Source organism: Pradoshia sp. Z3_51, assembly GCF_058215915.1.
On sequence record NZ_JBZAJC010000004.1, the window covers coordinates 428919 to 451303 of the forward strand.

At 35.0% G+C, this 22385-nt stretch carries 20 protein-coding genes and 1 other RNA gene; 13 read left to right on the plus strand and 8 right to left on the minus strand.

Going from position 1 to position 22385, the window contains the following annotated elements; translation table 11 throughout:
* Nucleotides 1–14: 14 nt before the first annotated feature.
* The 4 genes from kduD to AC4BHA_RS11370 form a co-directional block, all read right to left on the minus strand.
* Nucleotides 15–791 carry a 2-dehydro-3-deoxy-D-gluconate 5-dehydrogenase KduD gene (kduD, locus tag AC4BHA_RS11355; protein WP_490558639.1) on the minus strand — a complete coding sequence of 259 codons (777 nt, stop codon included), beginning with the start codon at nucleotides 789–791 and terminating at the stop codon, nucleotides 15–17.
* A 92-nt stretch (nucleotides 792–883) separates the two neighbouring features.
* The gene (gene kduI, locus AC4BHA_RS11360; protein WP_140461762.1) at nucleotides 884–1714 is read right to left on the minus strand and encodes a 5-dehydro-4-deoxy-D-glucuronate isomerase; all 831 of its coding nucleotides are present in this window, start codon (nucleotides 1712–1714) and stop codon (nucleotides 884–886) included.
* Between the two features lie 359 nt (nucleotides 1715–2073).
* Complete coding sequence (gene putP / locus AC4BHA_RS11365) at nucleotides 2074–3540, minus strand: sodium/proline symporter PutP (RefSeq protein WP_066106265.1); 1467 nt, start codon at nucleotides 3538–3540, stop codon at nucleotides 2074–2076.
* Nucleotides 3541–3881: 341 nt separating this feature from the next.
* The gene (locus AC4BHA_RS11370; protein WP_139892222.1) at nucleotides 3882–4217 is read right to left on the minus strand and encodes a winged helix-turn-helix transcriptional regulator; all 336 of its coding nucleotides are present in this window, start codon (nucleotides 4215–4217) and stop codon (nucleotides 3882–3884) included.
* A gap of 174 nt (nucleotides 4218–4391) precedes the next feature.
* On the opposite strand from AC4BHA_RS11370, the gene AC4BHA_RS11375 reads away from it, so the two are divergent.
* Together AC4BHA_RS11375 and AC4BHA_RS11380 are read left to right on the plus strand one after the other, a co-directional pair.
* Nucleotides 4392–5240, plus strand: a complete 849-nt coding sequence (locus tag AC4BHA_RS11375; protein ID WP_490558640.1) for a VOC family protein — start codon at nucleotides 4392–4394, stop codon at nucleotides 5238–5240.
* Between the two features lie 42 nt (nucleotides 5241–5282).
* Nucleotides 5283–5888, plus strand: coding sequence for a nitroreductase family protein (locus AC4BHA_RS11380; RefSeq protein ID WP_066106273.1), 606 nt, complete (start codon nucleotides 5283–5285; stop codon nucleotides 5886–5888).
* A 90-nt stretch (nucleotides 5889–5978) separates the two neighbouring features.
* Here AC4BHA_RS11380 and AC4BHA_RS11385 read toward each other — a convergent pair whose 3' ends face one another.
* Nucleotides 5979–6512, minus strand: a complete 534-nt coding sequence (locus tag AC4BHA_RS11385) for a hypothetical protein (protein WP_490558641.1) — start codon at nucleotides 6510–6512, stop codon at nucleotides 5979–5981.
* Between the two features lie 177 nt (nucleotides 6513–6689).
* On the opposite strand from AC4BHA_RS11385, the gene secG reads away from it, so the two are divergent.
* The 7 genes from secG (at nucleotide 6690) to ssrA (ending at nucleotide 13342) form a co-directional block, all read left to right on the plus strand.
* On the plus strand, nucleotides 6690–6908 hold the full coding sequence (secG, locus tag AC4BHA_RS11390) for a preprotein translocase subunit SecG (RefSeq protein ID WP_373925489.1): 219 nt from the start codon (nucleotides 6690–6692) through the stop codon (nucleotides 6906–6908).
* A gap of 141 nt (nucleotides 6909–7049) precedes the next feature.
* The gene (locus tag AC4BHA_RS11395; RefSeq protein WP_490552541.1) at nucleotides 7050–7790 is read left to right on the plus strand and encodes an alpha/beta hydrolase; all 741 of its coding nucleotides are present in this window, start codon (nucleotides 7050–7052) and stop codon (nucleotides 7788–7790) included.
* Between the two features lie 41 nt (nucleotides 7791–7831).
* Nucleotides 7832–10207: a ribonuclease R gene (rnr, locus tag AC4BHA_RS11400; RefSeq protein WP_490558642.1), complete on the plus strand. Its 2376-nt coding sequence runs from the start codon at nucleotides 7832–7834 to the stop codon at nucleotides 10205–10207.
* 202 nt (nucleotides 10208–10409) lie between these two features.
* Nucleotides 10410–11792, plus strand: a complete 1383-nt coding sequence (locus AC4BHA_RS11405; RefSeq protein WP_490558643.1) for an L-cystine transporter — start codon at nucleotides 10410–10412, stop codon at nucleotides 11790–11792.
* Nucleotides 11793–11929: 137 nt separating this feature from the next.
* Nucleotides 11930–12307 (plus strand): RidA family protein, encoded by a 378-nt coding sequence (locus tag AC4BHA_RS11410; protein ID WP_066106287.1) that lies wholly within the window; start codon nucleotides 11930–11932, stop codon nucleotides 12305–12307.
* A 69-nt stretch (nucleotides 12308–12376) separates the two neighbouring features.
* Nucleotides 12377–12841: an SsrA-binding protein SmpB gene (smpB, locus tag AC4BHA_RS11415; protein WP_066106290.1), complete on the plus strand. Its 465-nt coding sequence runs from the start codon at nucleotides 12377–12379 to the stop codon at nucleotides 12839–12841.
* 138 nt (nucleotides 12842–12979) lie between these two features.
* Nucleotides 12980–13342: a transfer-messenger RNA gene (ssrA, locus tag AC4BHA_RS11420) on the plus strand.
* 466 nt (nucleotides 13343–13808) lie between these two features.
* On the opposite strand, the gene AC4BHA_RS11425 is transcribed toward ssrA, so the two are convergent.
* Nucleotides 13809–14735, minus strand: coding sequence for a restriction endonuclease (locus AC4BHA_RS11425; RefSeq protein WP_490558644.1), 927 nt, complete (start codon nucleotides 14733–14735; stop codon nucleotides 13809–13811).
* A gap of 290 nt (nucleotides 14736–15025) precedes the next feature.
* On the opposite strand from AC4BHA_RS11425, the gene AC4BHA_RS11430 reads away from it, so the two are divergent.
* Entirely contained in the window at nucleotides 15026–17011 is a 1986-nt protein-coding gene (locus AC4BHA_RS11430; protein ID WP_490558645.1) for an ATP-dependent nuclease, read from the plus strand.
* Between the two features lies 1 nt (nucleotide 17012).
* Nucleotides 17013–18785 carry an ATP-dependent helicase gene (locus AC4BHA_RS11435; protein WP_490558646.1) on the plus strand — a complete coding sequence of 591 codons (1773 nt, stop codon included), beginning with the start codon at nucleotides 17013–17015 and terminating at the stop codon, nucleotides 18783–18785.
* Nucleotides 18786–19072: 287 nt separating this feature from the next.
* Here the strand turns inward: AC4BHA_RS11435 and AC4BHA_RS11440 are convergent, their stop codons facing one another.
* Nucleotides 19073–19306: a hypothetical protein gene (locus AC4BHA_RS11440; protein ID WP_490558647.1), complete on the minus strand. Its 234-nt coding sequence runs from the start codon at nucleotides 19304–19306 to the stop codon at nucleotides 19073–19075.
* 678 nt (nucleotides 19307–19984) lie between these two features.
* Nucleotides 19985–20959 (minus strand): hypothetical protein, encoded by a 975-nt coding sequence (locus AC4BHA_RS11445; protein WP_490558648.1) that lies wholly within the window; start codon nucleotides 20957–20959, stop codon nucleotides 19985–19987.
* A 364-nt stretch (nucleotides 20960–21323) separates the two neighbouring features.
* On the opposite strand from AC4BHA_RS11445, the gene AC4BHA_RS11450 reads away from it, so the two are divergent.
* Both AC4BHA_RS11450 and AC4BHA_RS11455 read left to right on the plus strand, forming a co-directional pair.
* On the plus strand, nucleotides 21324–21599 hold the full coding sequence (locus AC4BHA_RS11450) for a DUF3986 family protein (RefSeq protein WP_490558649.1): 276 nt from the start codon (nucleotides 21324–21326) through the stop codon (nucleotides 21597–21599).
* A 94-nt stretch (nucleotides 21600–21693) separates the two neighbouring features.
* Nucleotides 21694–22182 (plus strand): hypothetical protein, encoded by a 489-nt coding sequence (locus AC4BHA_RS11455; protein ID WP_140462136.1) that lies wholly within the window; start codon nucleotides 21694–21696, stop codon nucleotides 22180–22182.
* The last annotated feature ends 203 nt before the right edge of the window (nucleotides 22183–22385 follow it).

The following is a 22385-nucleotide window of genomic DNA, read 5'->3' on the forward strand; positions in this document are numbered from 1 at the left end:
GGTGTAAGCCCTTTTTAACGCGCTAACCAACCACCGTCTACTGCGAGAATATGTCCGTTCATATAATCGGATGCTTTACTTGCCAAGAACACAACGACTCCCATCAAATCAGCTGGTTTAGCCCATCTTCCAGCAGGAATTCTTGATAGAATTTCCGCATTCCGTTTCTCATCAGCACGAATAGGATCAGTGTTAGCGGTTTCAATATAACCAGGTGCAATCGCATTAATTTGTATATTGTATTGTCCTAACTCATTGGCAAACGCTTTTGTTAACCCGGCAACACCGTGTTTACTCGCTGTGTATGGTGGGATAAACTTACCGCCCTGGAAGGAAAGCATGGATCCAATATTGATGATTTTTCCGCTTTCTTGTTTGACCATCACTTTTGCTACTTCTTGGCTAAGGAAATAAACAGCATTTAAGTTAATGTCCATGACTGCGTTCCAGTCTTCTTCTTTATATTCAAGTAAGGGAGCACGGCGAATTGTTCCTGCATTATTAACGAGAATATCAATCCGACCAAATACACTTACGCATTCTTCGACAATATCTTTTATACTTTTTCTATCCGTCAGTTCAGCCTGTTTAAAATGAGCTTTCCTTCCGGTAGCTTCAATTAAGTCCTGCGTTTCCTTCCAATTATCATTATGGGTAACTACGAATACATTAGCTCCGGCTTTCGCCAAGGCAACCGCATATCCTTGTCCTAGGCCTGTATTGCCACCGGTCACGATGGCTACCTTGTCTGTTAAATTAAAGTAATCAAGTGAAAAGTTTTCTAGACTCATTTGAAAACCACCTTAAACATTATTTTTAAAATCTGTGTTTTTTTGGAATAGCAAAGAAAAATTAATGCCATTATTTTAAATCGTTCCTGAAATTATCTGAGCTCATCTATTGATACAGCATCCATATCATTGTAGGTTTTGTTTTCACCGGCCATCGCCCAAATGAATGTATAGTTACTAGTAGCACTACCGCAATGGATGGACCATGGAGGTGAAATAACCGCCTGCTCATTTTTCATCACAATATGGCGAGTTTCTGTAGGTTCACCCATCAGATGGAACATTCTCGCATTTTCATCTAAATCAATATATAGGTATACTTCCATTCTGCGGTTATGTGTATGGGTTGGCATGGAGTTCCATACGCTTCCTGTATTTAATTGCGTCATTCCCATTACGACTTGGCAGCTTTGTATTCCTTCATTATGAATCATTCGTCTAATCACACGGTCATTTGCATTTTCTGCTGATCCTAATCGGTCGCCCTCAATATCATTAAATGCTACATGTTGGGTAGGATACTCTTTATGTGCAGGGGCAGAGAACAAATAATATTTTGCCGGTTGATCAGATTGGTTGCTTGTGAAAATTAACTCTCTTTTGCCTAAGCCAACATATAAACAGTCTTTATTCTCCATTTCATATACTTCACCATCAACGGTAATTTTACCGCCGCCTCCAACATTGAAAATTCCGACTTCTCTGCGCTCAAGGAAATAATCTGCTTTAATTTCATCGTAACCCTCTAGAGAGATAGATTCGTTTAAAGGAGTAATGCCTCCGATAATAGCGCGGTCTTCCATTGTATTCACAAGCTTAATTTCTCCTGGTACAAATAATTCCTCAATTAAATAATGTTTACGGATTTCCTCCGTTGTAAAAGTTTTCGCATGATCAGGGTGAGTAGAATATCTTATTTCCATTATTCACATCTCCTTCATTTAATTTATAAAATTTTGTGCAGCAATCAATGAAGCTCTTTACTTTAGTTGTTGGGAACAAACTGCTGGTTGCTTAAAAGAGTACAAGTAGCAGCTCTTCCAGAATCAAGTCTTCTGGTTACCTCTCTCCAATTTTTAATTAATTTTGAAATTGTTCCACATTATGGTACATCGTCCCACAAATTAATTATAGCGCTTTCATAGATAAAAAGATAGCGAGAATATGACAATATATTGAATTTAATAAAAAAGTTGGAGGGGAATTGCGGACTAGTAGTCCAGTCATATGGGGCTATTTTTCAAAAAAAAGCATTGGGGCTCGCCCCAATGCTTTTTACTTTCTATTGCCTCATTAAATCATTAAATTGCTTGTATTGGATACCCACTTCTTGCTTCGGTGGAGCGGTCAGTAAGCTGACAATGATGATAGCAAGTGTGCTTGCTCCAAAGCCAGGAATCATTTCATAGAGCGTATCAGAGAGACCTAAGCTGGACCATATAATAACAGTGAAGGCACCCATAACGATACCTGCCAATGCTCCCCATTTATTCATACGTTTCCAGAAGAGACTTAAAAGGATGAGCGGACCGAATGATGATCCGAAGCCTGCCCAAGCATAACCAACCAGTTCGAGAATTGTGGAGTTCTTTTCCCAGGATAAAAATAACGCGACAATCGAGACAATTAAAACGGACAATCTTCCTAAGAAAACAAGTTCTCTATCAGATGCTGATCGTCTGAAAAATGTTTTGTAGATATCTTCTGTTAACGAGCTGGATGTAACGAGAAGTTGCGAAGAAATGGTACTCATAATAGCAGCTAAAATAGCTGAGATTAAAAATCCAGTAATAATCGGGTGGAATAATACTTCTCCTAAAACGATAAAGACCGTTTCCGGGTTTTCTAATGGTGAGCCATTTTGTGAGAAATACGTAATCCCGATAAATCCAGTCAGCATTGCCCCAATAATAGAGAAAATCATCCATCCCATTCCGATTCGACGGGCCTTTTTAATTTCTTTAACAGATGAAATGGCCATAAAGCGGACAATGATATGAGGCTGGCCGAAGTAACCAAGTCCCCAGGCAATGGAAGAAAGGATGCCCAGTATCGTTGTGCCTCTGAAAATATCTAATAAGGCTGGATTGATAGATCGTGCTGTATCAATTGATTCTCCAAATCCGCCCACTTCAATAAGAGTGACGATTGGAACAAGAATCAGTGCTATAAACATGATGATCCCTTGCACAAAGTCAGTCCAGCTGACGGCAAGAAATCCTCCAAACAAAGTGTATGCGACTACTACTAGAGTAACCACTATTAATCCAGTATGGTAATCAAGCCCGAATGTACTTTGGAATAGTATACCGCCGGAAACCATCCCCGATGAAACATAAAAGGTAAAGAATACAAGAATAACAAGTCCAGAAATCAAGCGCAGTATTTTTGAGGTATCGCCAAAGCGGTTCTCTAAATAGCCAGGAATTGTAATGGAATCATTGGCTATTTGTGTATAGGTACGCAGTCTTGGCGCTACATAAATCCAGTTAGCCCAGGCTCCTATAGTTAAACCGATGGCAATCCATGCTGCGCTAAGGCCGGATACGTACATAGCTCCGGGTAATCCCATTAACAGCCAGCCACTCATGTCAGCAGCTCCTGCACTTAATGCTGTTACGGCAGGTCCGAGTGTTCTGCCGCCAAGCATATAATCAGATAAATTGGATGTTCTTTTATAGGCAAAATATCCGATCCCGAGCATTAAAATCATGTAAATAATGACTGATGTTAATAATGCATAATCCATCTGTGATCCCCCTTTGTCTCTTCTCTAATTTGTCCTGCACTTTCACTTACTATCTAGAATAAAACGTTTGATTAATTTTATCAGAAAAGTTAAAATAATTCACTTTATATATAAGTAGATCAAAATTAAAGATACTGAATACATAGCTTCTAAATGAAAGCGTATATAATTAACGCTTGTATTAGGGCTTTTTATAACCAGCACCTAAACAAGTGATGATTAAAAAATAATGAAGGGATGGGAGAGTAGGGAAACCTCCTATTCTCTTTTTTTTTATTGTAGGCTGATATGAATTTCAATCAAAAAAAGAAAAAACCGATTGCGGCCAGCGCAATCGGCATTTATTTTTGATCAGTTTCTGGAGAATCCTTTTTCATCCATTCATCGGCCCATTTTGCAATGGATTGCATCATAGGCTTCATGGCTTCTCCTGCTTCTGTTAAGGAATATTCAATTCGGACCGGCGTTTCCGGATAAACTTCGCGTTTGACAATCCCTTGTTTTTCCAATTCCTTTAGCCGTTCAGATAGTACTCGTCCACTGATACCAATTGAGGATTCCAGCGTACAGAAACGCTGAGGACCGGATTGCAGTTGATAAATAATTAACCCTGACCAACGGCGGCTGAGGATATCCATAGCTTTCTCAAATTTAGGACAAATGTGAGATTGATTCATATTACATCACCCCTCTGGTCTATATTATATCGTATTATTGAAAAATCATATAATTATTTATAGGAAATAATTTACTTGATATAAATTTATTACTAAAGTATAATTACTTACATAAAGTAAGTTATGTACTGATTAAATTATAAAAAAACAAAATGCCATTTGGGAGAGAGTAATATGAACTTTCATCAGAAAACAAATACGTTTGTGAAAAGTCTTGAATTGAAGATACTTAATATGGAAAGATCGCTCGCCTTTTACGAAAACATCATTGGTTTTAAAGTGCTGGAGAAAGAGGAGAATCGTACAGTTTTAACAGCTGATGGGGAAACACCATTATTAACTTTGATTCAACCTGAAAATGTTATACCAAAAGAGGCACATAAAACCGGGCTGTACCATTTTGCTTTATTGTTGCCTTCACGTGCAGATTTAGGAAGCTTTTTGCATCATATTGCAAAAATTAATTACCCATTGGGTGCTTCAGATCATCATGTTAGTGAAGCACTATATTTACAGGATGTTGATGGGAATGGAATTGAAATTTACGCAGATCGCCCAGCTTCCTCATGGATATGGAAAGACAAAGAGGTTCATATGGTTACGGAGCCTTTGAAGGCAGAAGAAGTATTGGCAGCAGGAGAAGACACGATGTGGAAAGGCCTTCCGTCTGATACGGCAATGGGGCATATTCATTTGCATATTGGCAATCTTGAACTGGCGGAGGAGTTTTATTGCCAGGGATTGGGATTTGATGTAGTTACTCGTTATGGAAATCAGGCATTGTTTTTGTCCACAGGTGGCTACCACCATCATATCGGTTTAAATGTATGGAATGGCAGGAATATACCGGCTGCTTCAAAAGAAAGTGTGGGACTCCAAACATTCACTATTCATTATCCTAATCATGAACAAAGAGAAGAAGTGATTTCACGTTTGAATAATATAGGTGCTGAAGTTCGAGAAGAGAATGGAATTTGGGTAACAACAGACCTGTTTGGTTTATCTATTCGGTTATCTGTCTAAATAGATTTTAGTATGTATAAAAACATTGGGGAGGAATAAATCATGACAAATACAAATGAATTTTTATCAGCAATTGAAAAAAGACGTTCACTGTATGCGATTAGTAATGAAAAGGTAATTTCTGAAGAAAGAGTAGAGGAGATTGTTAAATTCGCCGTCAAGCATACACCATCTGCCTTTAACTCACAAAGCGCAAGAGTAGTCGTATTATTTGGAGAACAAAGTAATAAGTTTTGGAGTATCACAACTGAAACATTACGAAAAGTCGTACCTGCCGAAAATTTTGGTGGCACTCAGGAAAAAATGGATATGTTTAATGCTGGATATGGCACTGTACTCTTCTTTGAAGATCAATCGGTCATAGAGGGGCTGCAGTCACAATTTGATCTATATGCAGATAAATTCCCTATTTGGTCTAATGAAGCCTCCGGAATGCTGCAGCTCGTCGTTTGGACAGCTCTTGAAGCGGAAGGATTAGGAGCTACACTTCAGCATTACAATCCGTTGATTGATGAAGAAGTGAAGGCAACCTGGAATATACCTGCAAGCTGGAGATTATCCGCCCAAATGCCATTTGGTAAACCAGTTGCTCCTGCTGGTGAAAAACAATTCAATCCAATTGAAGATCGTGTGAAAGTGTATAAATAAATCAACAAAAAAGATGCTCCATTTTTAGTTTACTCCAAAAGTTAGATTTTATATCTAACTTGAGGTGCTAAAAAGTGAGCGTCTTTTCATTTAATTTCTATCGCGGTACTCTCTCCTTAGTTCGTTTTGAAAACGGTCCAAAAATACGCCAATCAGGAAAAATGCGATTAATATAGAATAGAAGGTTTTAAATACGACCTGGACAGATACCGGACTCCAAACAGTCGACCAGAAAGTGCCTTCGCCAATAAATCCATAGGCAAGTATTAAGATATGTAATGCCAACCAAAAGAGGCTTAGAGTGCTCGTATTCGAGCGAATAATGACTGCTATTATGCTAATCAGTGCTGCTATACACACTACGAAAAGGATGGGGTTAATAGACAACCATTCTATAGATAAGAGTTCAAAAATCAATAAACCAATCAAACATAGATGTACAAAATAGGTCATAAAATAGATGAATGGCCTTCCATTAAGTTTAGAAAGAATTAAAAGTACACCGGCCGCGAGTATAAGAGCTCCCATTAAGGGGGCATTCCATACGAAGAACATCATTAAACTGCCAAAAATAAATCCAATCATATTTATGTAATTTACTTTATATAACCAATCGGTAAACATAATCATGTCCCCCTCTATCACGGGTTTTGAATCCTCTTATTTGATTATACCCTGCCTGCGGTGAATTTAACTATTATCTCCTTGTTAGTTATTGTGAAAAAAAGGTGGTTATGGTAAAGTGATAGTATTGATAAGACCGTAATTAGGAGGTATTTGTTCGTGTTGCATACTACGCTCATGGTATTATTGGTTATCACATGTATTAGTTTAATTGTTGTGGTCTTACTGCAATCCGGTAAAAGTGCAGGTTTATCCGGCGCAATTTCCGGTGGTGCTGAACAGCTTTTTGGTAAACAAAAGGCCAGAGGACTTGATTTATATTTACACCGCGCTACTATTGTTTTATCCGTATTATTTTTTGTTTTAACCATTTTGGTTTCTTTCTTTGCAAAGTAATAGTGCGAAAACAAACATTGCCTGGCAGCTTTGCCAGGCTTTTTTTGATGTGTAAATCGTTCTTATTAATAGCGTTTTGTTCCTCTGACATCGTAAACTAATAGTACATAGTATAAGTTTTAACAAAGGGAGATTTTTTATATGAAATTAACTCAGCCAAAACCATTTACATTTGAGGGAGGAAACCGGGCAGTCTTATTGCTTCACGGTTTTACAGGGAATAGCGCTGATGTGAGGATGCTAGGCCGATATCTTGAAAGCAGGGGATATACATGCCACGCACCGCAATATAAAGGGCACGGAGTACCTCCTGAGGAATTGGTAGAATCCGGACCAATTGATTGGTGGAAGGACTGTATGAAAGCCTATGATCGATTGCGGGCAATGGGCCATAAGGAAATTGCGGTAGCAGGCCTTTCATTAGGAGGGGTATTTTCCTTGAAATTAGGTTACACTGTACCTGTTAAGGGTATCGTAACCATGTGTTCACCTATGTATATAAAAAGTGAAAAAGTTATGTATGATGGGGTACTTGAGTATGCCCGTCAGTATAAAAAGCGTGAAGGTAAAAGTCAGGAACAAATTGAGGAAGAAATGAATCGTTTTCGTCCAATGAATACCCTGCAAGCCTTGCAAGAATTGATTGGCAATGTAAGAGATCATGTGAATCAAGTGGATGTTCCGCTTTTTGTCGCTCAGGCACGCCACGATCATATGATCAATACTGACAGCGCTAATATTATCTATAATTCTGCAAATACTGAACAAAAAACATTAAAATGGTATGAGGAATCAGGCCATGTGATAACACTGGATAAAGAACGTGATCAGCTTCATCAGGATGTTTTTGCGTTTTTAGAGAGTCTTGATTGGGCAAATTAATAGATAGATTAATGATAAAGGAAAGAAAGGAGGGGTTTGTGATGGATGACATGATACGTCAACATGTAGAAAAGCTATATTCTTATATGAAAGAAGAAGCTTACAAACCCATGACCGTACAAGAATTAGAGGCAGCAATGGGGGTAGAAGACTCCGGGGATTTCAAGGATTTTGTGAAGGCTCTTGTGTATATGGAGGAGCATGGTCAAATCGTGAGAACTCGTTCTGATCGTTATGGACTGCCAGAACGTATGAACCTTGTAAAAGGGAAGGTATCCGGTCATGCTAAGGGATTTGCTTTTGTGCTACCTGAAGAGAAAGGCTTGGATGATATTTTTATTCCTCCGCATGAGTTAAATAATGCGATGCATGGTGATATTGTTATGGTCCGTGTCTCTTCACAGTCATCAGGCCAAAGACGGGAAGGTACCATTGTTAAAATCATTGAACGCGGTGTCCAAAATGTCGTAGGGACATACACGGAAACAAGAGGGATTGGTTTTGTAATCCCAGATGATAAAAAAATGGCTAATGATATCTTTATCCCTAACGAGGCGAAGAACGGTGCCGTTGAAGGACATAAAGTAGTTGTTAAAATAACAAATTACCCAGAAGGCAGAATGTCGGCAGAAGGTGAAGTTATCACGATCTTAGGGCATAAAAATGACCCGGGTGTTGATATTTTATCGATTATTCATAAGTTTGGTTTGCCAGGAGAATTTCCAGAAGATGCGTTAGAACAAGCTAATCAAACACCTGAAGTCATAGATGAAAAAGATCTGGCCAATCGTCGTGACCTTAGAAATGAAACGATTGTCACGATTGATGGTGCGGATGCGAAGGACTTGGATGATGCTGTTACAGTAACGAGACTTGATAATGGAAATTATAAATTGGGTGTACATATTGCCGATGTTTCTCATTATGTAACCGAAGGATCGCCAATTGATAAGGAAGCGGCAGAGCGTGCAACAAGTATCTATCTCGTGGATCGAGTTATTCCGATGATACCGCATCGTCTTTCAAATGGGATTTGTTCATTGAATCCACGTGTTGACCGTTTAACATTATCATGCGAAATGGAAATTGATTCTGAAGGAACTGTTGTTTCCCATGAGATTTTCCAGAGCGTAATTAAAACAACGGAGCGTATGACGTATTCAGATGTGAATGAGATTCTTGTTGATAAGAACGAAGAATTGATTGAGCGCTATGAACCGCTTGTTCCAATGTTTGAGGAAATGGAAAAATTAGCTGAAATTCTTCGCGAAAAAAGGATGCGCAGAGGAGCCATTGATTTTGATTTTAAAGAAGCGAAAATCCTTGTTGATGAGAATGGAGAACCAACCGATGTTGTTCTTCGTACACGTTCTGTTGCAGAAAAATTAATTGAAGAATTTATGCTTGCAGCCAACGAAACAGTAGCTGAGCATTTCCATTGGATGGACGTGCCTTTCCTTTATCGGATTCACGAAGATCCTAATGAAGAGAAGCTGAGAAAATTCTTCGACTTTATCGTGAACTTTGGCTATATCGTTCGTGGTACAGCCAATTCCATTCACCCGCGTGCTTTGCAGGAAATCATTGAAGCAGTACAGGGAAAACCGGAGGAAATGGTCGTATCGACAGTCATGCTTCGCTCCATGAAACAAGCAAAGTATGATCCTGAAAGCTTGGGACACTTTGGATTGTCGACCGATTATTATACTCACTTTACATCACCGATCCGCCGTTATCCGGACTTAATTGTCCACCGCTTAATTCGTACGTATTTAATAAATGGGGATCTAAGCAAAGAGACGCAGGAAAAATGGAATGAAAGACTTGGTGAGATTGCGCAGCATACTTCCTCAATGGAAAGACGCGCGGTTGATGCTGAGCGTGAAACAGATGATCTGAAGAAAGCTGAATACATGGAAGATAAAGTTGGCGAGGAGTTTGACGGGATTATTAGCTCTGTCACAAACTTCGGTATGTTTGTTGAGCTTTCCAACACAATTGAAGGTCTTGTCCATGTCAGCTATATGACTGATGATTACTATCATTTTGACGACCGTCAATTTGCAATGATTGGTGAACGTACAGCTAAAGTCTTCCGCATTGGTGATGAGATCACGGTAAGGGTTATTAAAGTAAATAAAGACGAGCGTGCCATTGACTTTGAAATTGTTGGGATGAAAGACAATCGTGAACGGGTTTCTGGTGAAAAACGTATTTTTAAAGCAGAACCGGGTAAAAACCGCCGCAAGGATTCTTCCAGACCACAGGGAGGAAATGGAGACAAATGCGGTCCTAAAGGCCAGGGCAAAGGTAAGCCGGGAGAAAGCTCCGATAAAAAAGGCCCGAGAAAGAAAAAGAAGTTTTATGAAAACGCACCGGCTGCTAAGCGCAAATCCGGTAAGAAGAAAAAACGATAATAAGCAGAGGAGAGCTGACTTATGTTGGCTCTCTTTTCTTTGTGTTAGATTTGTAGTTATATTTACCATGCTGAGGTATATAGATAAAAAAGAATTGATGATATAGAAAAACAGCTTGTCTAGTCATAATACTGTACAATAGACAGTACAATCTATATAATACATATGTATTTAGTATGAATTAAAAGGGGGAGAGATTGAATTGGATACGACCTTAGTTATTATAAATATTCTTATTTTGTTAGCATTAGTCGGTGTACTTTTCTATATGCAAAAGAAACATGTTTCTTTTGCAAAACGAGTATTTACAGGTCTTGGATTAGGAATTCTTTTAGGTGTATTCCTTCAATTGGCATTTGATCCTGAGAGTGCTGTATTGGCAGATACAAAAAACTGGTACAGTATTGTTGGAACAGGGTATGTTAGCTTTTTGAAAATGATTGTCATGCCTTTGATCGTTGTGTCGATTATATCGGCTATCATTCGCATAAAAGGGCAGGCTGGAGTTGGTAAAATCAGTTTCTCCATTATCGGAATTCTGGTATTAACAACAGCTATAGCGGCAGCTGTTGGAATTGGCAGTGCCTTAACGTTTGATTTATCAGCGGACCATCTTGAATCTGGCGAAGCAGAAGAGGCGCGTTCTGCTCAATTAGAAGAAACTATGATTCAAGTAGAGAACCAAAGCTTTCCGGAACGTATTTTGCAGGTCATCCCAACAAATCCGTTTCTTGATTTGACTGGCCAACGACCTACTTCTACAATCGCAACTGTTATTTTTGCAGCGTTTGTTGGAATTGCGGCAATTGGTGTTAGAAGAAAGGCACCTGCAGAATTTGAAACATTTGAGAAAATCATTAATGCCTTATATAAAATTGTCATGCGAATCGTTACGTTGATTCTTCGTTTAACACCGTATGGTATTTTAGCGTTAATGGCTACAACCATTGCTAATACAAATGTACAAGGAATCATTGAATTATCTACATTTGTTATTGCTTCCTATGTAGCATTGATCGTGATGTTCCTGATCCACTTAGTTATATTATTCTTTAGCGGTTTAAATCCAATGCAATATGTTAAGAAAATGGGTCCATTACTTACGTTTGCTTTTACATCCCGGTCCAGTGCGGCAGCTATTCCTATTAATATAGAGACTCAAACCAAACAATTTGGTAACTCTGAAGGGATTGCTAACTTTTCTTCTTCATTGGGAGCGTCTATTGGTCAAAATGGATGTGCAGGAATTTACCCGGCTATGCTGGCTGTAATGATTGCACCTGATCCGCTAGATCCCGTTTTCCTTATTCAATTAGTCATCATTGTAGCTATCAGTTCATTTGGTGTAGCTGGTGTTGGCGGAGGAGCTACCTTTGCCGCATTAATCGTATTATCCAGCATGAACCTGCCAATTGGTATAGCTGCCTTACTGATCTCTGTAGAACCATTAATTGATATGGGAAGAACAGCTCTTAATGTCAGCGGTTCAGCAACAGCAGGATTAGTAACCGGCCGTATGACAGGCGAATTGAACAAAGAAGTATACAATGGTAAAATGGTTGAAATGAATTCACTTGAAGCATAAAAGAGTAAGGAAGAATGCGTAATTGTTGCATCTTCCTTTTTTCTTTAAGTCCGGATCCCATTCCTGATGGAAGGATAAGAGGACATTTCAATCGAATACTAAAGGTATGGAATTTAGCGAAATGGAGGAATACTAGAATGAGTAAGATTACGATTCAAACAGCTAAAGCACCGGCCGCAATCGGGCCATATTCTCAAGCCATTCGAGTGAATGGGTTTATTTATACATCAGGCCAGCTAGGATTAGATCCTGAGACGGGCGAATTAAAAGATGGTGTGAAGGAACAAACTCACCAAGCATTTAAAAATATTCAGGCCATTTTAAACGAAGAAGGCCTTGGTTTGGACCAAATTGTGAAGACAACGGTCTTCCTGAATGATATGAATGATTTTGCAGCAGTTAATGAAGTATACGCAACCTACTTTACCGGCAGCTTTCCGGCAAGGAGTGCGGTAGAAGTAGCGCGGCTTCCAAAAGACGGACTTGTAGAAATAGAAGCCATTGCTGTAGTATGATAAAAGGAGAGCCTGATATTCTGGGCTCTTTATTCACCTAACCCATATAAAGAGAGAGGGGGCAATTATATGCCAAAAGGTTCAGGAAAGGTAATCGGCCAAAATAAAAAAGCGTACCATGATTACTTTATCGAGGAAACCTATGAAGCAGGAATTGTTTTGCAGGGAACTGAGATTAAATCGATTCGAAATGGTCGTGTGAACTTAAAGGATTCCTATGCAAGGATTATTAATGGGGAAGTATTCTTAATGGGAATGCATATTAGCCCATATGAGCAGGGTAACCGCTATAATCACGACCCATTGCGTGTGCGTAAGCTACTTTTGCATAATAAGGAAATCAGTAAATTAATTGGTTCCACAAAAGAACAGGGATATGCACTTGTTCCATTGAAGCTGTATTTAAAGAACGGTTTTGCAAAAGTTTTGATCGGTTTAGGTAAGGGTAAAAAGAATTATGATAAACGTGAAGACTTGAAGAGAAAAGAAGCAAAGCGTGAAATCGAACGAGCGTTCAAAGAACGTCAGCGTTAAGCTTTGACTGGTACTCTCACCAAGTTCTTACAATTGAATTTCATATTCATTATGTTATAATTACTTATGTACCACAATTGAATAGAAGCAACGCTCAAAGTACGCTTCTTCATTTCGTACGATCCACATTCTTATCATGGGGACGTTACGGATTCGACAGGGGTAGTTCGAGCTTATGTTGCGAGTCGAGGGGATCGGCCTCGTTAAAACGTCACAGCCTATAACTGGCAAACAAAACAACAACTTAGCTTTCGCTGCTTAATAACAGTCGATAAGCTGTTCCTCCCTCCATCGTCCATGTGGTAGGGTAAGGGACTCAACTTTAGTGGACTACGCCGGATCTCACCGTCTGAGGGAGAAGGAAGAGAATAACCAGACTAGCTGTCCGGACGCCTGTCGATAGGCATAAGGCACAGCGAATTGCCAATATATCGACTACACTCGTAGATGCATAAGTGCCGTTATCTTTGGACGTGGGTTCGACTCCCACCGTCTCCACCAAATACATAATTTTGGTGGTTTTTGTTTTATGTGACTTAACTCATAAAATTGCCTGACTGGTAACTATATGAGTAAAAGCATTTTCGGCATTTATATGCGTAAATAAAGGGAAAGGTATATCTTTTAGAATATACTTTTCCCTTTTTGAATGGTTACTTTTTAAAAGAAGTTAGATGGATGTTTATTGATTAATTCATTTTATAAAGCAATTTGTAAAGTGAAGCATAAAATTTTCGATTAGAAAACTTTATGCTTTATTTTATTTTAGGAAATTTTATGCTTTACCACTTTAATCCCTTTGGGCACTTGGTTGGAGTAGAGCGTCATCAGCGGAAACAGCTTTTCTATTTTAGTTCTCTAAAGATTAATTTGTCTTGCTTATAGGAAAATGAAAAAGATCTATATAGTTATAGATCTTTTTATAAATTGTAATAGTTTATAAAAGGTAAAGGAATATGAACACTTCTTAGGTCAACAAAATCTCACTTACTTTTAAATATATGTTTCCTTTTTGAGAAGCATACCGTTTTTTTAGTGATAATAATTCTACTAGGTCAATTCTTCTTTCTAATACTGCCATTAAATCCATTCCATCCATTAAAATCATCGTCTTCTTACCAGTGGAATGTGCTATCAAAGCTTCATCAGTAAATCCATTTATGGAAATAAATAATCCAAGTGTGTTTTCTAATTTTCGGCCTATTTTACCATTAAAAGCATCTAAGTGTTGAATATTTGTTGGGGCTTTATGCCATTTTGCTTCGAGTAAAAATTCAGTATTTTGAAAAGAAAAGGCACCGTCTATTTGTTCTCCTACTAATTTAAAAGAGGACTTTGGATCTAAATCAAATAAAAGAAATAGCTCTTTTAAAAAAATCTCTAATTTGTATCCTCTAGATTGCGGATTATTTGATTGGCCTAATAACTGATAATATTCATAACTTAATTGCTCTAATCTTTCATTTAATGCGGTACTTCTTACTAACTTTTCACTGGCTAGTGCCCGTCGTTCTTCAATTTTCTTTTTTTCTTCTATCAGGGAAAAGTGAGAACTACAAAGCTCTTTTAAGGCATTAATTGAGTCTTTTGCAGCTTTAGCTTTCTCCTTACCATCTTCTAACTTTTGTAGATGACTAAAATCATTTATCTTTATTAACTCTGCCATAAGGGTAAGTAAGTCGTCTTTATATAACTCTTGATTTTCTGCTAGGTAATCAACCAAATCAGAGACTATGTTCCTTTTATAATCCTCCCAGTCTAATTTTGAGAGGATACTCGAATTACTAATACTGTGTAATAAAAAGCTTCTTAATTGTTTCTTATACCAATAAACATTAGTTAATGCCTCTTTAAGTGCGTTTATAGTAACTGAAGATATGATTTTCTTGGTCAAAAAAGATCACACCTCTTCTTTTCTTAAGTATATATCTGTTAATAATATACTAATTTTATCATAATTGGTAATAAAAAAGACAATAACTGTTACTGGGCTGCCCATTTAATTGAAAAATTTTGTAGTAGATATTGTTCCAATATATTTCCCTATAGCATCTACTTAGAATACTTGATTAATGGTTATGATAAATGATTATTTCATTAGTTTAAATTCAATCTCTTTACAAAATCCCATTTGGAAATATTTGTGTTTTATGTGGTATGATTTTATATAAGAGGTGATAAATTTTGGAAGAAAAGACGATAAAATACCCTTTTATATCCAGAGTGACTATAAATAATTTTAGAAATTTTAAAAATGTAGATGTTAATTTAACTAATAAGCAAGTAATCCTTGGAGAAAATAACATAGGGAAAACAAATTTTATAAGGGCATTACAATTAGTCTTAGATCCTAATTTATCTGACTATGATAGATACTTAGAAGAGACAGATTTCAATGATACAATTGAAACTCCTTTTGACAATAGGGAAATAATTGAAATATCAATAGAAATTCAAGGGTTTGAACATAACACAGCACTTTTAGCAACATTTTGTGATGCAACTATTAATACAGAACCACCAACTATAAGAATTACATATGAGTTTGCTCCAATTAGTGAAAAAGAATATGGTTATTCAATTTATTTGGGAGAAGATAAAAGTTTTGCTTTCACTCATCAACATCGTAAAATGCTAAATTTAAAAGTCATTAATGGCTTACGAGATGCAAATAATGACTTTAAGAATTCTAGAAAATCTCCCCTTAATCAATTACTTAAACAATATGATTTTGACAAAGAAGTTTTAAAAGAGATAGCTCTAAATATGAAAGAAGAAGGCAATTCTATTTTGAGTTTTGAGGAATTAATCGATTTAAAAGAGAAAATTAATGAAAATATTATTAAGATTGTTGGTAATCAAACTTCTTACTCTGATATTTCTTTAGAAACTGTTGATATTAATCCTGATAAAATTTTAAATACTTTAATGTTAATGATTGGTTCAAATAAACAACGTCCTACTTCAGAAATAAGTTTAGGTGTTACAAATATACTCTACATATCTTTAGTTTTACTTTCTTTAGAGGATAGAACTATTCCTACACTAATTTTAAATGAAGAATTTGAAAAGATAAAAGAACTTGATAGCGATAATCTACTAGATGAATTTTATGAAGTACAGGGAGAAAGATATTACAAATTGACTCAAGGAAAAGAAATCTCACTTGATATATATAAGTTCTTTAGTGATAATTATGATTCCGATAAGAGTACCACAATTTTAGTAATTGAGGAACCTGAGGCCCATCTCCATCCTATTCTACAAAGATGTATTTTTAGAGATGTTATGCGAAAGCCAATGTCAATTATTCTTACAACTCATTCTACAGATATAACTTCAGTATCTCCAATTAACTCTATCGTCCATATGAGATCTGAAAAAGAATCAACAGTTGTACATTCAACAAAAAATATACAACTTATTGAAAAAGATAAGTTAGATATAGAAAGATATATGGATGTAAAAAGAAGTGAATTATATTTCGGAAAAGGTGTAATTTTAATTGAAGGAATTGCTGAAGAATACTTAATACCACGGTTAGCTTTAAATTTAGAAATAGATTTAGATTTTTATGGGATTGTTTGCTGTAATATTAATTCTACTAATTTTAAGCCTTATATTGCGCTACTTAAAGAATTAGATATTCCATATATAATATTTACAGACGGTGATTATTATTACGAAATTGAAGATTATAGTTCTTCTAAACCTAAGCAAAAACGTATATATCACGAAATAGAAAAAGAAGAACATAGAAATAAAGGATGGCTAGGTATAGAAGTAGCTTACGATGCATTAATAGAATTGGAGATTTTTGATAATACTCAAGTGTATGACATAAAAGCGTTTAATAAGGAAGGTTATTATTTTAGCAATTATACTTTGGAAATTGATTTAATGATTGCAAATTGCCGAGGTGTGGGTTCAGAAATTATTTGCGATACATTTGAGGAATTAACAATAGGCGGGGATAAGCATAAAGAAAATTTTAGAGATGAATTTAAGAATGGAGATTTCTATAGTTGTTTAAGAAAAATTGAAAACAGCCAAAATAAAGTAGGTAAAGGAAGGTTTGCTCAAAGATTATCTACACACATCAACTTAATAGTCCCATCATATATTGAAACTGGTTTAAAAAGTCTTATGTCAAAAATATCAGGAGATTGATGTGAATGATATCTATTTAAGAAAAGTGAAAATGTTGGAAAAAGATCTGGGACAAACTATAGCTTATAACTCTAAAAATTCAATTGTGATTAAGGCTGGACCTGGAAGTGGAAAAACAAATGTTTTAACTTTAAAGATGGCAAGATTGCTAAAAGAGAAGGTTAAGTTCCCTAGAAAAGTTGCGTGTATAACTTTCAGTAATGAAGCAACTAAAGAAATCAAAGAGCGACTTCATCAACTAGTTGACTATGATGAAAATAACTCATTCATCGGCACTGTACATTCTTTTTGTTTATCGCAAATATTAAAACCATTTGTTAAGCTATTTGAATATGGAATCAATAAGGAATTTGAAATTATTTCAAAAAAAGATAAAACAAAATGGATTGAAGATATAAAAGATGATTTATCAATTAGTTCAGATATGTTAAGTGTTACAGATGTTGATAAAGAAAGAACATATATGATAGAAGGCGAAAGTCAGGTAACCATTGAATTTTATGATATCGCATTACAAGTTGCAAAAGCTTATGAAGAAAAGCTATTAGAGAACAATATGGTCGACTTTATTTCGATGGTAAAAATAGCTACAAAAATGATCCAAGAAGAACCTTATGTTCGTAGATGTTTAGAAGCGAAATTTCCTTATATATTAATAGATGAATATCAAGATCTTGGAAAACCTCTTCACGAAATGGTATTAACACTAATCCATAAGACAAATATATCGCTAGTAATTGTGGGGGATCCAAATCAAACTATTTATGGTTTTAATGGTGCAATACCTTCATACCTATTAGAACTCAATAAAATAGAGAAATTCGAAAGCGTAGAACTAAAAAATAACTATAGGAGTCATCAAAAAATACTAGATATTTCATCAAATACGTTGGATTTGCCGGCCGGTTTTTTTAATGCAAAAAATGCGATGGAAAAGATACCTGAAGTTAATCTTATAACGCTCAAAGGAAATCATATTGCTCAATATCATTATATTGCTGATAAAATAATACCTACTTGTTTAGAAAATGGTATAAATTACAGTGATATTGCAATTCTTATTAGAGCAAAAAATAAAGTCAAGGATTGTCAAGAAGTTTTTGAACAAAAAGGTATACCCCATTATGTGATGGTATTTGAATTTAACAGAGGAAAACTCATCAAATTTTTAGAAGACTGTGCTGCTTGGGTGTTAAATAATCGAAAAATTTACTTTAAAGATCTTTTAAATGAATGGATTACTTTGAGATATAATACGTTACCAGCAAATAAAGTAATCAATAAAGAAAGAGTTTTTCTATATTTAACCTTAATAAGTTCAAAAGAACATACATCTGATTTAGTGGCCTGGACAAAATTTATCTATATTAAACTAAATTTAAAAGAAAATATTATATCTTCTTCTAGGCATATAGATGATGCAAAAGATTTAAGAGATTTTGTGAAATTTATTAAAAATAATAAAGAAAAAATGGATATCGAGAAATTTTCAAACATAGGTATTCAAGGTGATACGGTATCCTTACTTACAATGCACAGTTCTAAAGGCTTAGAATATGAAGTAGTTATTATGCCTGCGATGGAAGAAGGGACCTTTCCGTTTTATAAAGTCCAAGAATCCGAAATGGAAGAGGAAAAAAGAATTTTTTTTGTTGCACTGACCAGAGCTAAGTCAATTTGTTATTTTTTGATGTCAAAAAGTTTATATGGGTATAGTAAAGAACCATCCAGATTTATAAAAGATATTGATTTTACATCAATTATAGAAGAATAAATGGTTAAATCGAGTATAAAATCACAAAGATTTTATACTCGATTACTTTGATATATATGGTTTTAAAATAGTATATAAATAAACAGGTGCATTGATTTAAGAAGGATTAATGTCTTTTTTCGAATTTCTTATGGAAGGAACGGGGCAGTTTAGTGGAAGAAGAATTGATTTTGCCTAACATCGAATTATCTATATCTGAGAATTAATTTAATCTTGTTCCATACACTTTTTGTACCTTATTTGTTTTGCTGTGTATACGTAGGAAAAGGACGAAACAAGGTTCGTCCTTACTTTTTTTGATTATCGTCTAATCTATAAAAATGAAAGTGCGGGCTAACAGCAGAAATAGCGAATTCACCAGGGAGAAAATCAGCGTCTTCCTGAAATTCAGGCTCTGCATAGTAAAGTAGTGCCTTGTAGTCGAACTGTACTTTATATATCTCATCTTGTTTGAAGAGTATTATATCTGTTCCTTCTAACAGAACATCTTTAAGGCATTTTGCGTGAGTGCATTTATTCATAGAAATTTGTCTCCTCGCTATGTGGTTTGTTTAGGGAGCTCTTCTGAGTAATTGATATTATACCAGTTATTCAATAGATGATATTTAACTTTCTTCAATTACGAGGGCAATAGCAGAAGGTCAAGGTTTTCATATTATTTTTTTCCTTATGCAGCTAAAGGGGGCAATGGTTACTTAAAGAAGAAGGAAAAAAGTCCTTACTTGAATAATTAATGGTGATAACATCCTTCTTAGGATATTTTTTATGGTTAATGTAGAAAGATTTTAGAGATATGTTTTGATATGTATAGTTTTATGTTAAAGGGAGAAGATAATGTGAAACAGTTGTTGTTTCTTTTAGCTAGTGCTTCAGAAAGTCCATTTGGTTGATTGATCGACTAAGGACGCGAACGATCACCAAGGGAAACCACTCTTACGTTTGCGTCGTAAGGGTGGTTTTTAATTTAGAAAACTTCTTATAGATAACAGGGGCAGTTCCAAGAAGGATTAATGCCTTTGTATGTTGAATTTCTTATTGTAGAAGCAGGGGCGTTAGTTCAATAACAAGTGCAGCCACTTCCTTTATGGAGGTGGCTTTTTCTCATATCTCAAACACATATTATTAGATAGTAACAATCGTTGCGAAGAACAGGCTTAATTAATCATACTCTAAAATATTTTTATTTACATTTTCCAGCACTAATTAATGTCAGAACAACTATCACTTATCCCCTCTACTTCTTCCTTTATTGACTGTAATTGAGTATCTATATTATCTAAGTATTCTTTTATATTTCTGTAATATTCATCTGTAAATTCTACAAATTCGTCCTGTACTAAAACTTCTTTCCCTAATTCCTTTATCAATTTTTCTATGACAATAAAATTATTATAGAGTTCATTTTCTTCATTCAAGCTTTCAAATAGCCTATCACCATATTCTTTTTCTATTCTAATCATATTATCTAAGCACTTTCTACTTGTTTTATCTATCATTTTTCTTATTTTATATATTGTCTTATCTAGATTTTTAAATCTTACTTTATTTTCCTTGCTGAAATCATTTATAAAATCAAGAAACTGTATAGTCTCTCCCTCTGTTACATCTAGGGTCTCTTCTATCCAAGTATTTACATCATCGAAAAACTTTTTCATATTAAGTATATGAATATTTACTACTTTCTTTTTTAAATTATTTATTGAAATATAGTTATTTAAATCATCTAATAATAAACCATTAAGTTCTTCCCTTTGTTTTAAAAATGACTTTTCTAGTCTAAGATAGCTCTCAGTATAATCAAAACCATTAAACTTAATATTAGGATTTATATCCTCACTAGTTCGACCTGTAAGTGCTTGAGTCATTATAACAAACGATAATATATTTTCTTTCTCTTTAGTTGTAGGTTTATATATTTCCGACAAACTTTTTAAACTTTTATATTGTTCTTTTCTTCTATAAAACATATTTTGAATTTGAACTGACATATTGTTCATATATAAACCAATTATAAAAAGAAATAGGGCATAAAAAATGCTTAAAACATACGCCATCTCATCACTGTTACGATTCTCCAAATATATAAAAATACATATGACAGTAGCTAAAGTTACTATTGTGTAAATAACCTTTTTATAAATCAATTCTTGAAGTCTAAATATCTTGAATTTCATATGCTGTTTAATTCCCCTTTATTTTTTTGCGTAAAACATTTCAAAAAACATCTATAAATTCTCTTGTGTTTAACTTGTAATTATTACCAATTATACTAGATTATTTATGTATTGTTTATATGTAATCCAAAAAATTCAATTTCAATATAGGTTGATTTCGAGAGTGGATTAGACATATTATCATAAATAAAAATGAAATCGCTTGATAATAAAGGGGTTTTACATTTTCTTTTCGCTTAATTGCTTTTGAATAAAAAGGGAAGCTGCTATCCATTTTACAGTACAATTGGATTGGGAGTGCCTTCTTGAACAAAAGGGGCAGGTTAAAATTAATTCTTATAAACGATAAAAATAGAGGTGCTTAATGGATATTTTGTATGACAATAGATATCATCTACATTTAGGTTTTTATGAGGATACTTGTGATTATGAGTCAATAGCACTTAAAAGACAATTTGAGGATATATGGGATATATTTTTTGATTTTAAGGGATATGGTATTAAATATATAACTCCAAATAACGAATTAACATTAGAATCATTTGGAACAAGAATATTCTCTATTTACAGCAAAGAAATCGAGTATGATGTGGGCGTGCAGCAGTTTGAACACTGGCTATCCATTAATAAAATAATATAAACGCAAGGTTTGATATTTAACTAACGGGCAGGTTAGTGGAAGAAGATAACAAAGAATTGTTAAGGCATATAGTCTGGAACAATTGGTTAATAAAATGACAGGGGAGAATGATATAGAAACTTCTATTTTGTATTATAAAATACATCAAAGCAATGTTAAACCTAATGACTATATTAATTGGGCTTTGAGGATGTTGGAAAATGATTATTCATCTTTTTCTTTGAATATCCTTTCTTCTCTAAGAGAACCTCTTAATATCTTTGAGGTGGAAGGTTATTTTAGAAATGCTGTAAGTGAGCTAAGCATAAAGGAACCAACATATACAGAATGTGCAGAATTTTACATTCATCAATTATCAAAAAAGATACTAGAAAATGAAAATAATGCGATTGATATAGCATATCAGATTTATGAGATAGTTCAAGACCTAGATTATCCCGAAGACCTAGAAGAATGGTACAACATCAGCGAATTTTTAGATGATTTTAAATATGGAGATAATCATTCTAAATTAAGTAAGGTCGCCTTAATTAGAACTATCGTGAACGAAGCAAAAAATCACTTAAGAAGAAACAGCAAGTAAAGGTTCTTATTTAACTACGGGGGTGTTGATCCAAAGGAGGATTAATGCTCTTTTTTGTTGAATTCCTTATTGTAGAAACTGGGCAGTTTAGCGGAAGAAGGAATGTAATACTTTAAGGGGGATTACTATGCAAGATTTAGAAGTCAGGAAAAAGTTCTTTTTGTCGCTTCTTATTTTCCCGCCAATTGGTCTCTTGATTAGAA

Excerpts from the sequence above, each read along its gene's own strand:
- kduD (WP_490558639.1), bottom strand. The coding sequence starts at position 791 with ATGAGTCTAGAAAACTTTTCACTTGATTACTTTAATTTAACAGACAAG.
- kduI (WP_140461762.1), bottom strand. The coding sequence starts at position 1,714 with ATGGAAATAAGATATTCTACTCACCCTGATCATGCGAAAACTTTTACA.
- putP (WP_066106265.1), bottom strand. The coding sequence starts at position 3,540 with ATGGATTATGCATTATTAACATCAGTCATTATTTACATGATTTTAATG.
- AC4BHA_RS11370 (WP_139892222.1), bottom strand. The coding sequence starts at position 4,217 with ATGAATCAATCTCACATTTGTCCTAAATTTGAGAAAGCTATGGATATC.
- AC4BHA_RS11375 (WP_490558640.1), top strand. The coding sequence starts at position 4,392 with ATGAACTTTCATCAGAAAACAAATACGTTTGTGAAAAGTCTTGAATTG.
- AC4BHA_RS11380 (WP_066106273.1), top strand. The coding sequence starts at position 5,283 with ATGACAAATACAAATGAATTTTTATCAGCAATTGAAAAAAGACGTTCA.
- AC4BHA_RS11385 (WP_490558641.1), bottom strand. The coding sequence starts at position 6,512 with ATGTTTACCGATTGGTTATATAAAGTAAATTACATAAATATGATTGGA.
- secG (WP_373925489.1), top strand. The coding sequence starts at position 6,690 with ATGGTATTATTGGTTATCACATGTATTAGTTTAATTGTTGTGGTCTTA.
- AC4BHA_RS11395 (WP_490552541.1), top strand. The coding sequence starts at position 7,050 with ATGAAATTAACTCAGCCAAAACCATTTACATTTGAGGGAGGAAACCGG.
- rnr (WP_490558642.1), top strand. The coding sequence starts at position 7,832 with ATGGATGACATGATACGTCAACATGTAGAAAAGCTATATTCTTATATG.
- AC4BHA_RS11410 (WP_066106287.1), top strand. The coding sequence starts at position 11,930 with ATGAGTAAGATTACGATTCAAACAGCTAAAGCACCGGCCGCAATCGGG.
- smpB (WP_066106290.1), top strand. The coding sequence starts at position 12,377 with ATGCCAAAAGGTTCAGGAAAGGTAATCGGCCAAAATAAAAAAGCGTAC.
- AC4BHA_RS11440 (WP_490558647.1), bottom strand. The coding sequence starts at position 19,306 with ATGAATAAATGCACTCACGCAAAATGCCTTAAAGATGTTCTGTTAGAA.
- AC4BHA_RS11445 (WP_490558648.1), bottom strand. The coding sequence starts at position 20,959 with ATGAAATTCAAGATATTTAGACTTCAAGAATTGATTTATAAAAAGGTT.
- AC4BHA_RS11450 (WP_490558649.1), top strand. The coding sequence starts at position 21,324 with ATGGATATTTTGTATGACAATAGATATCATCTACATTTAGGTTTTTAT.
- AC4BHA_RS11455 (WP_140462136.1), top strand. The coding sequence starts at position 21,694 with ATGACAGGGGAGAATGATATAGAAACTTCTATTTTGTATTATAAAATA.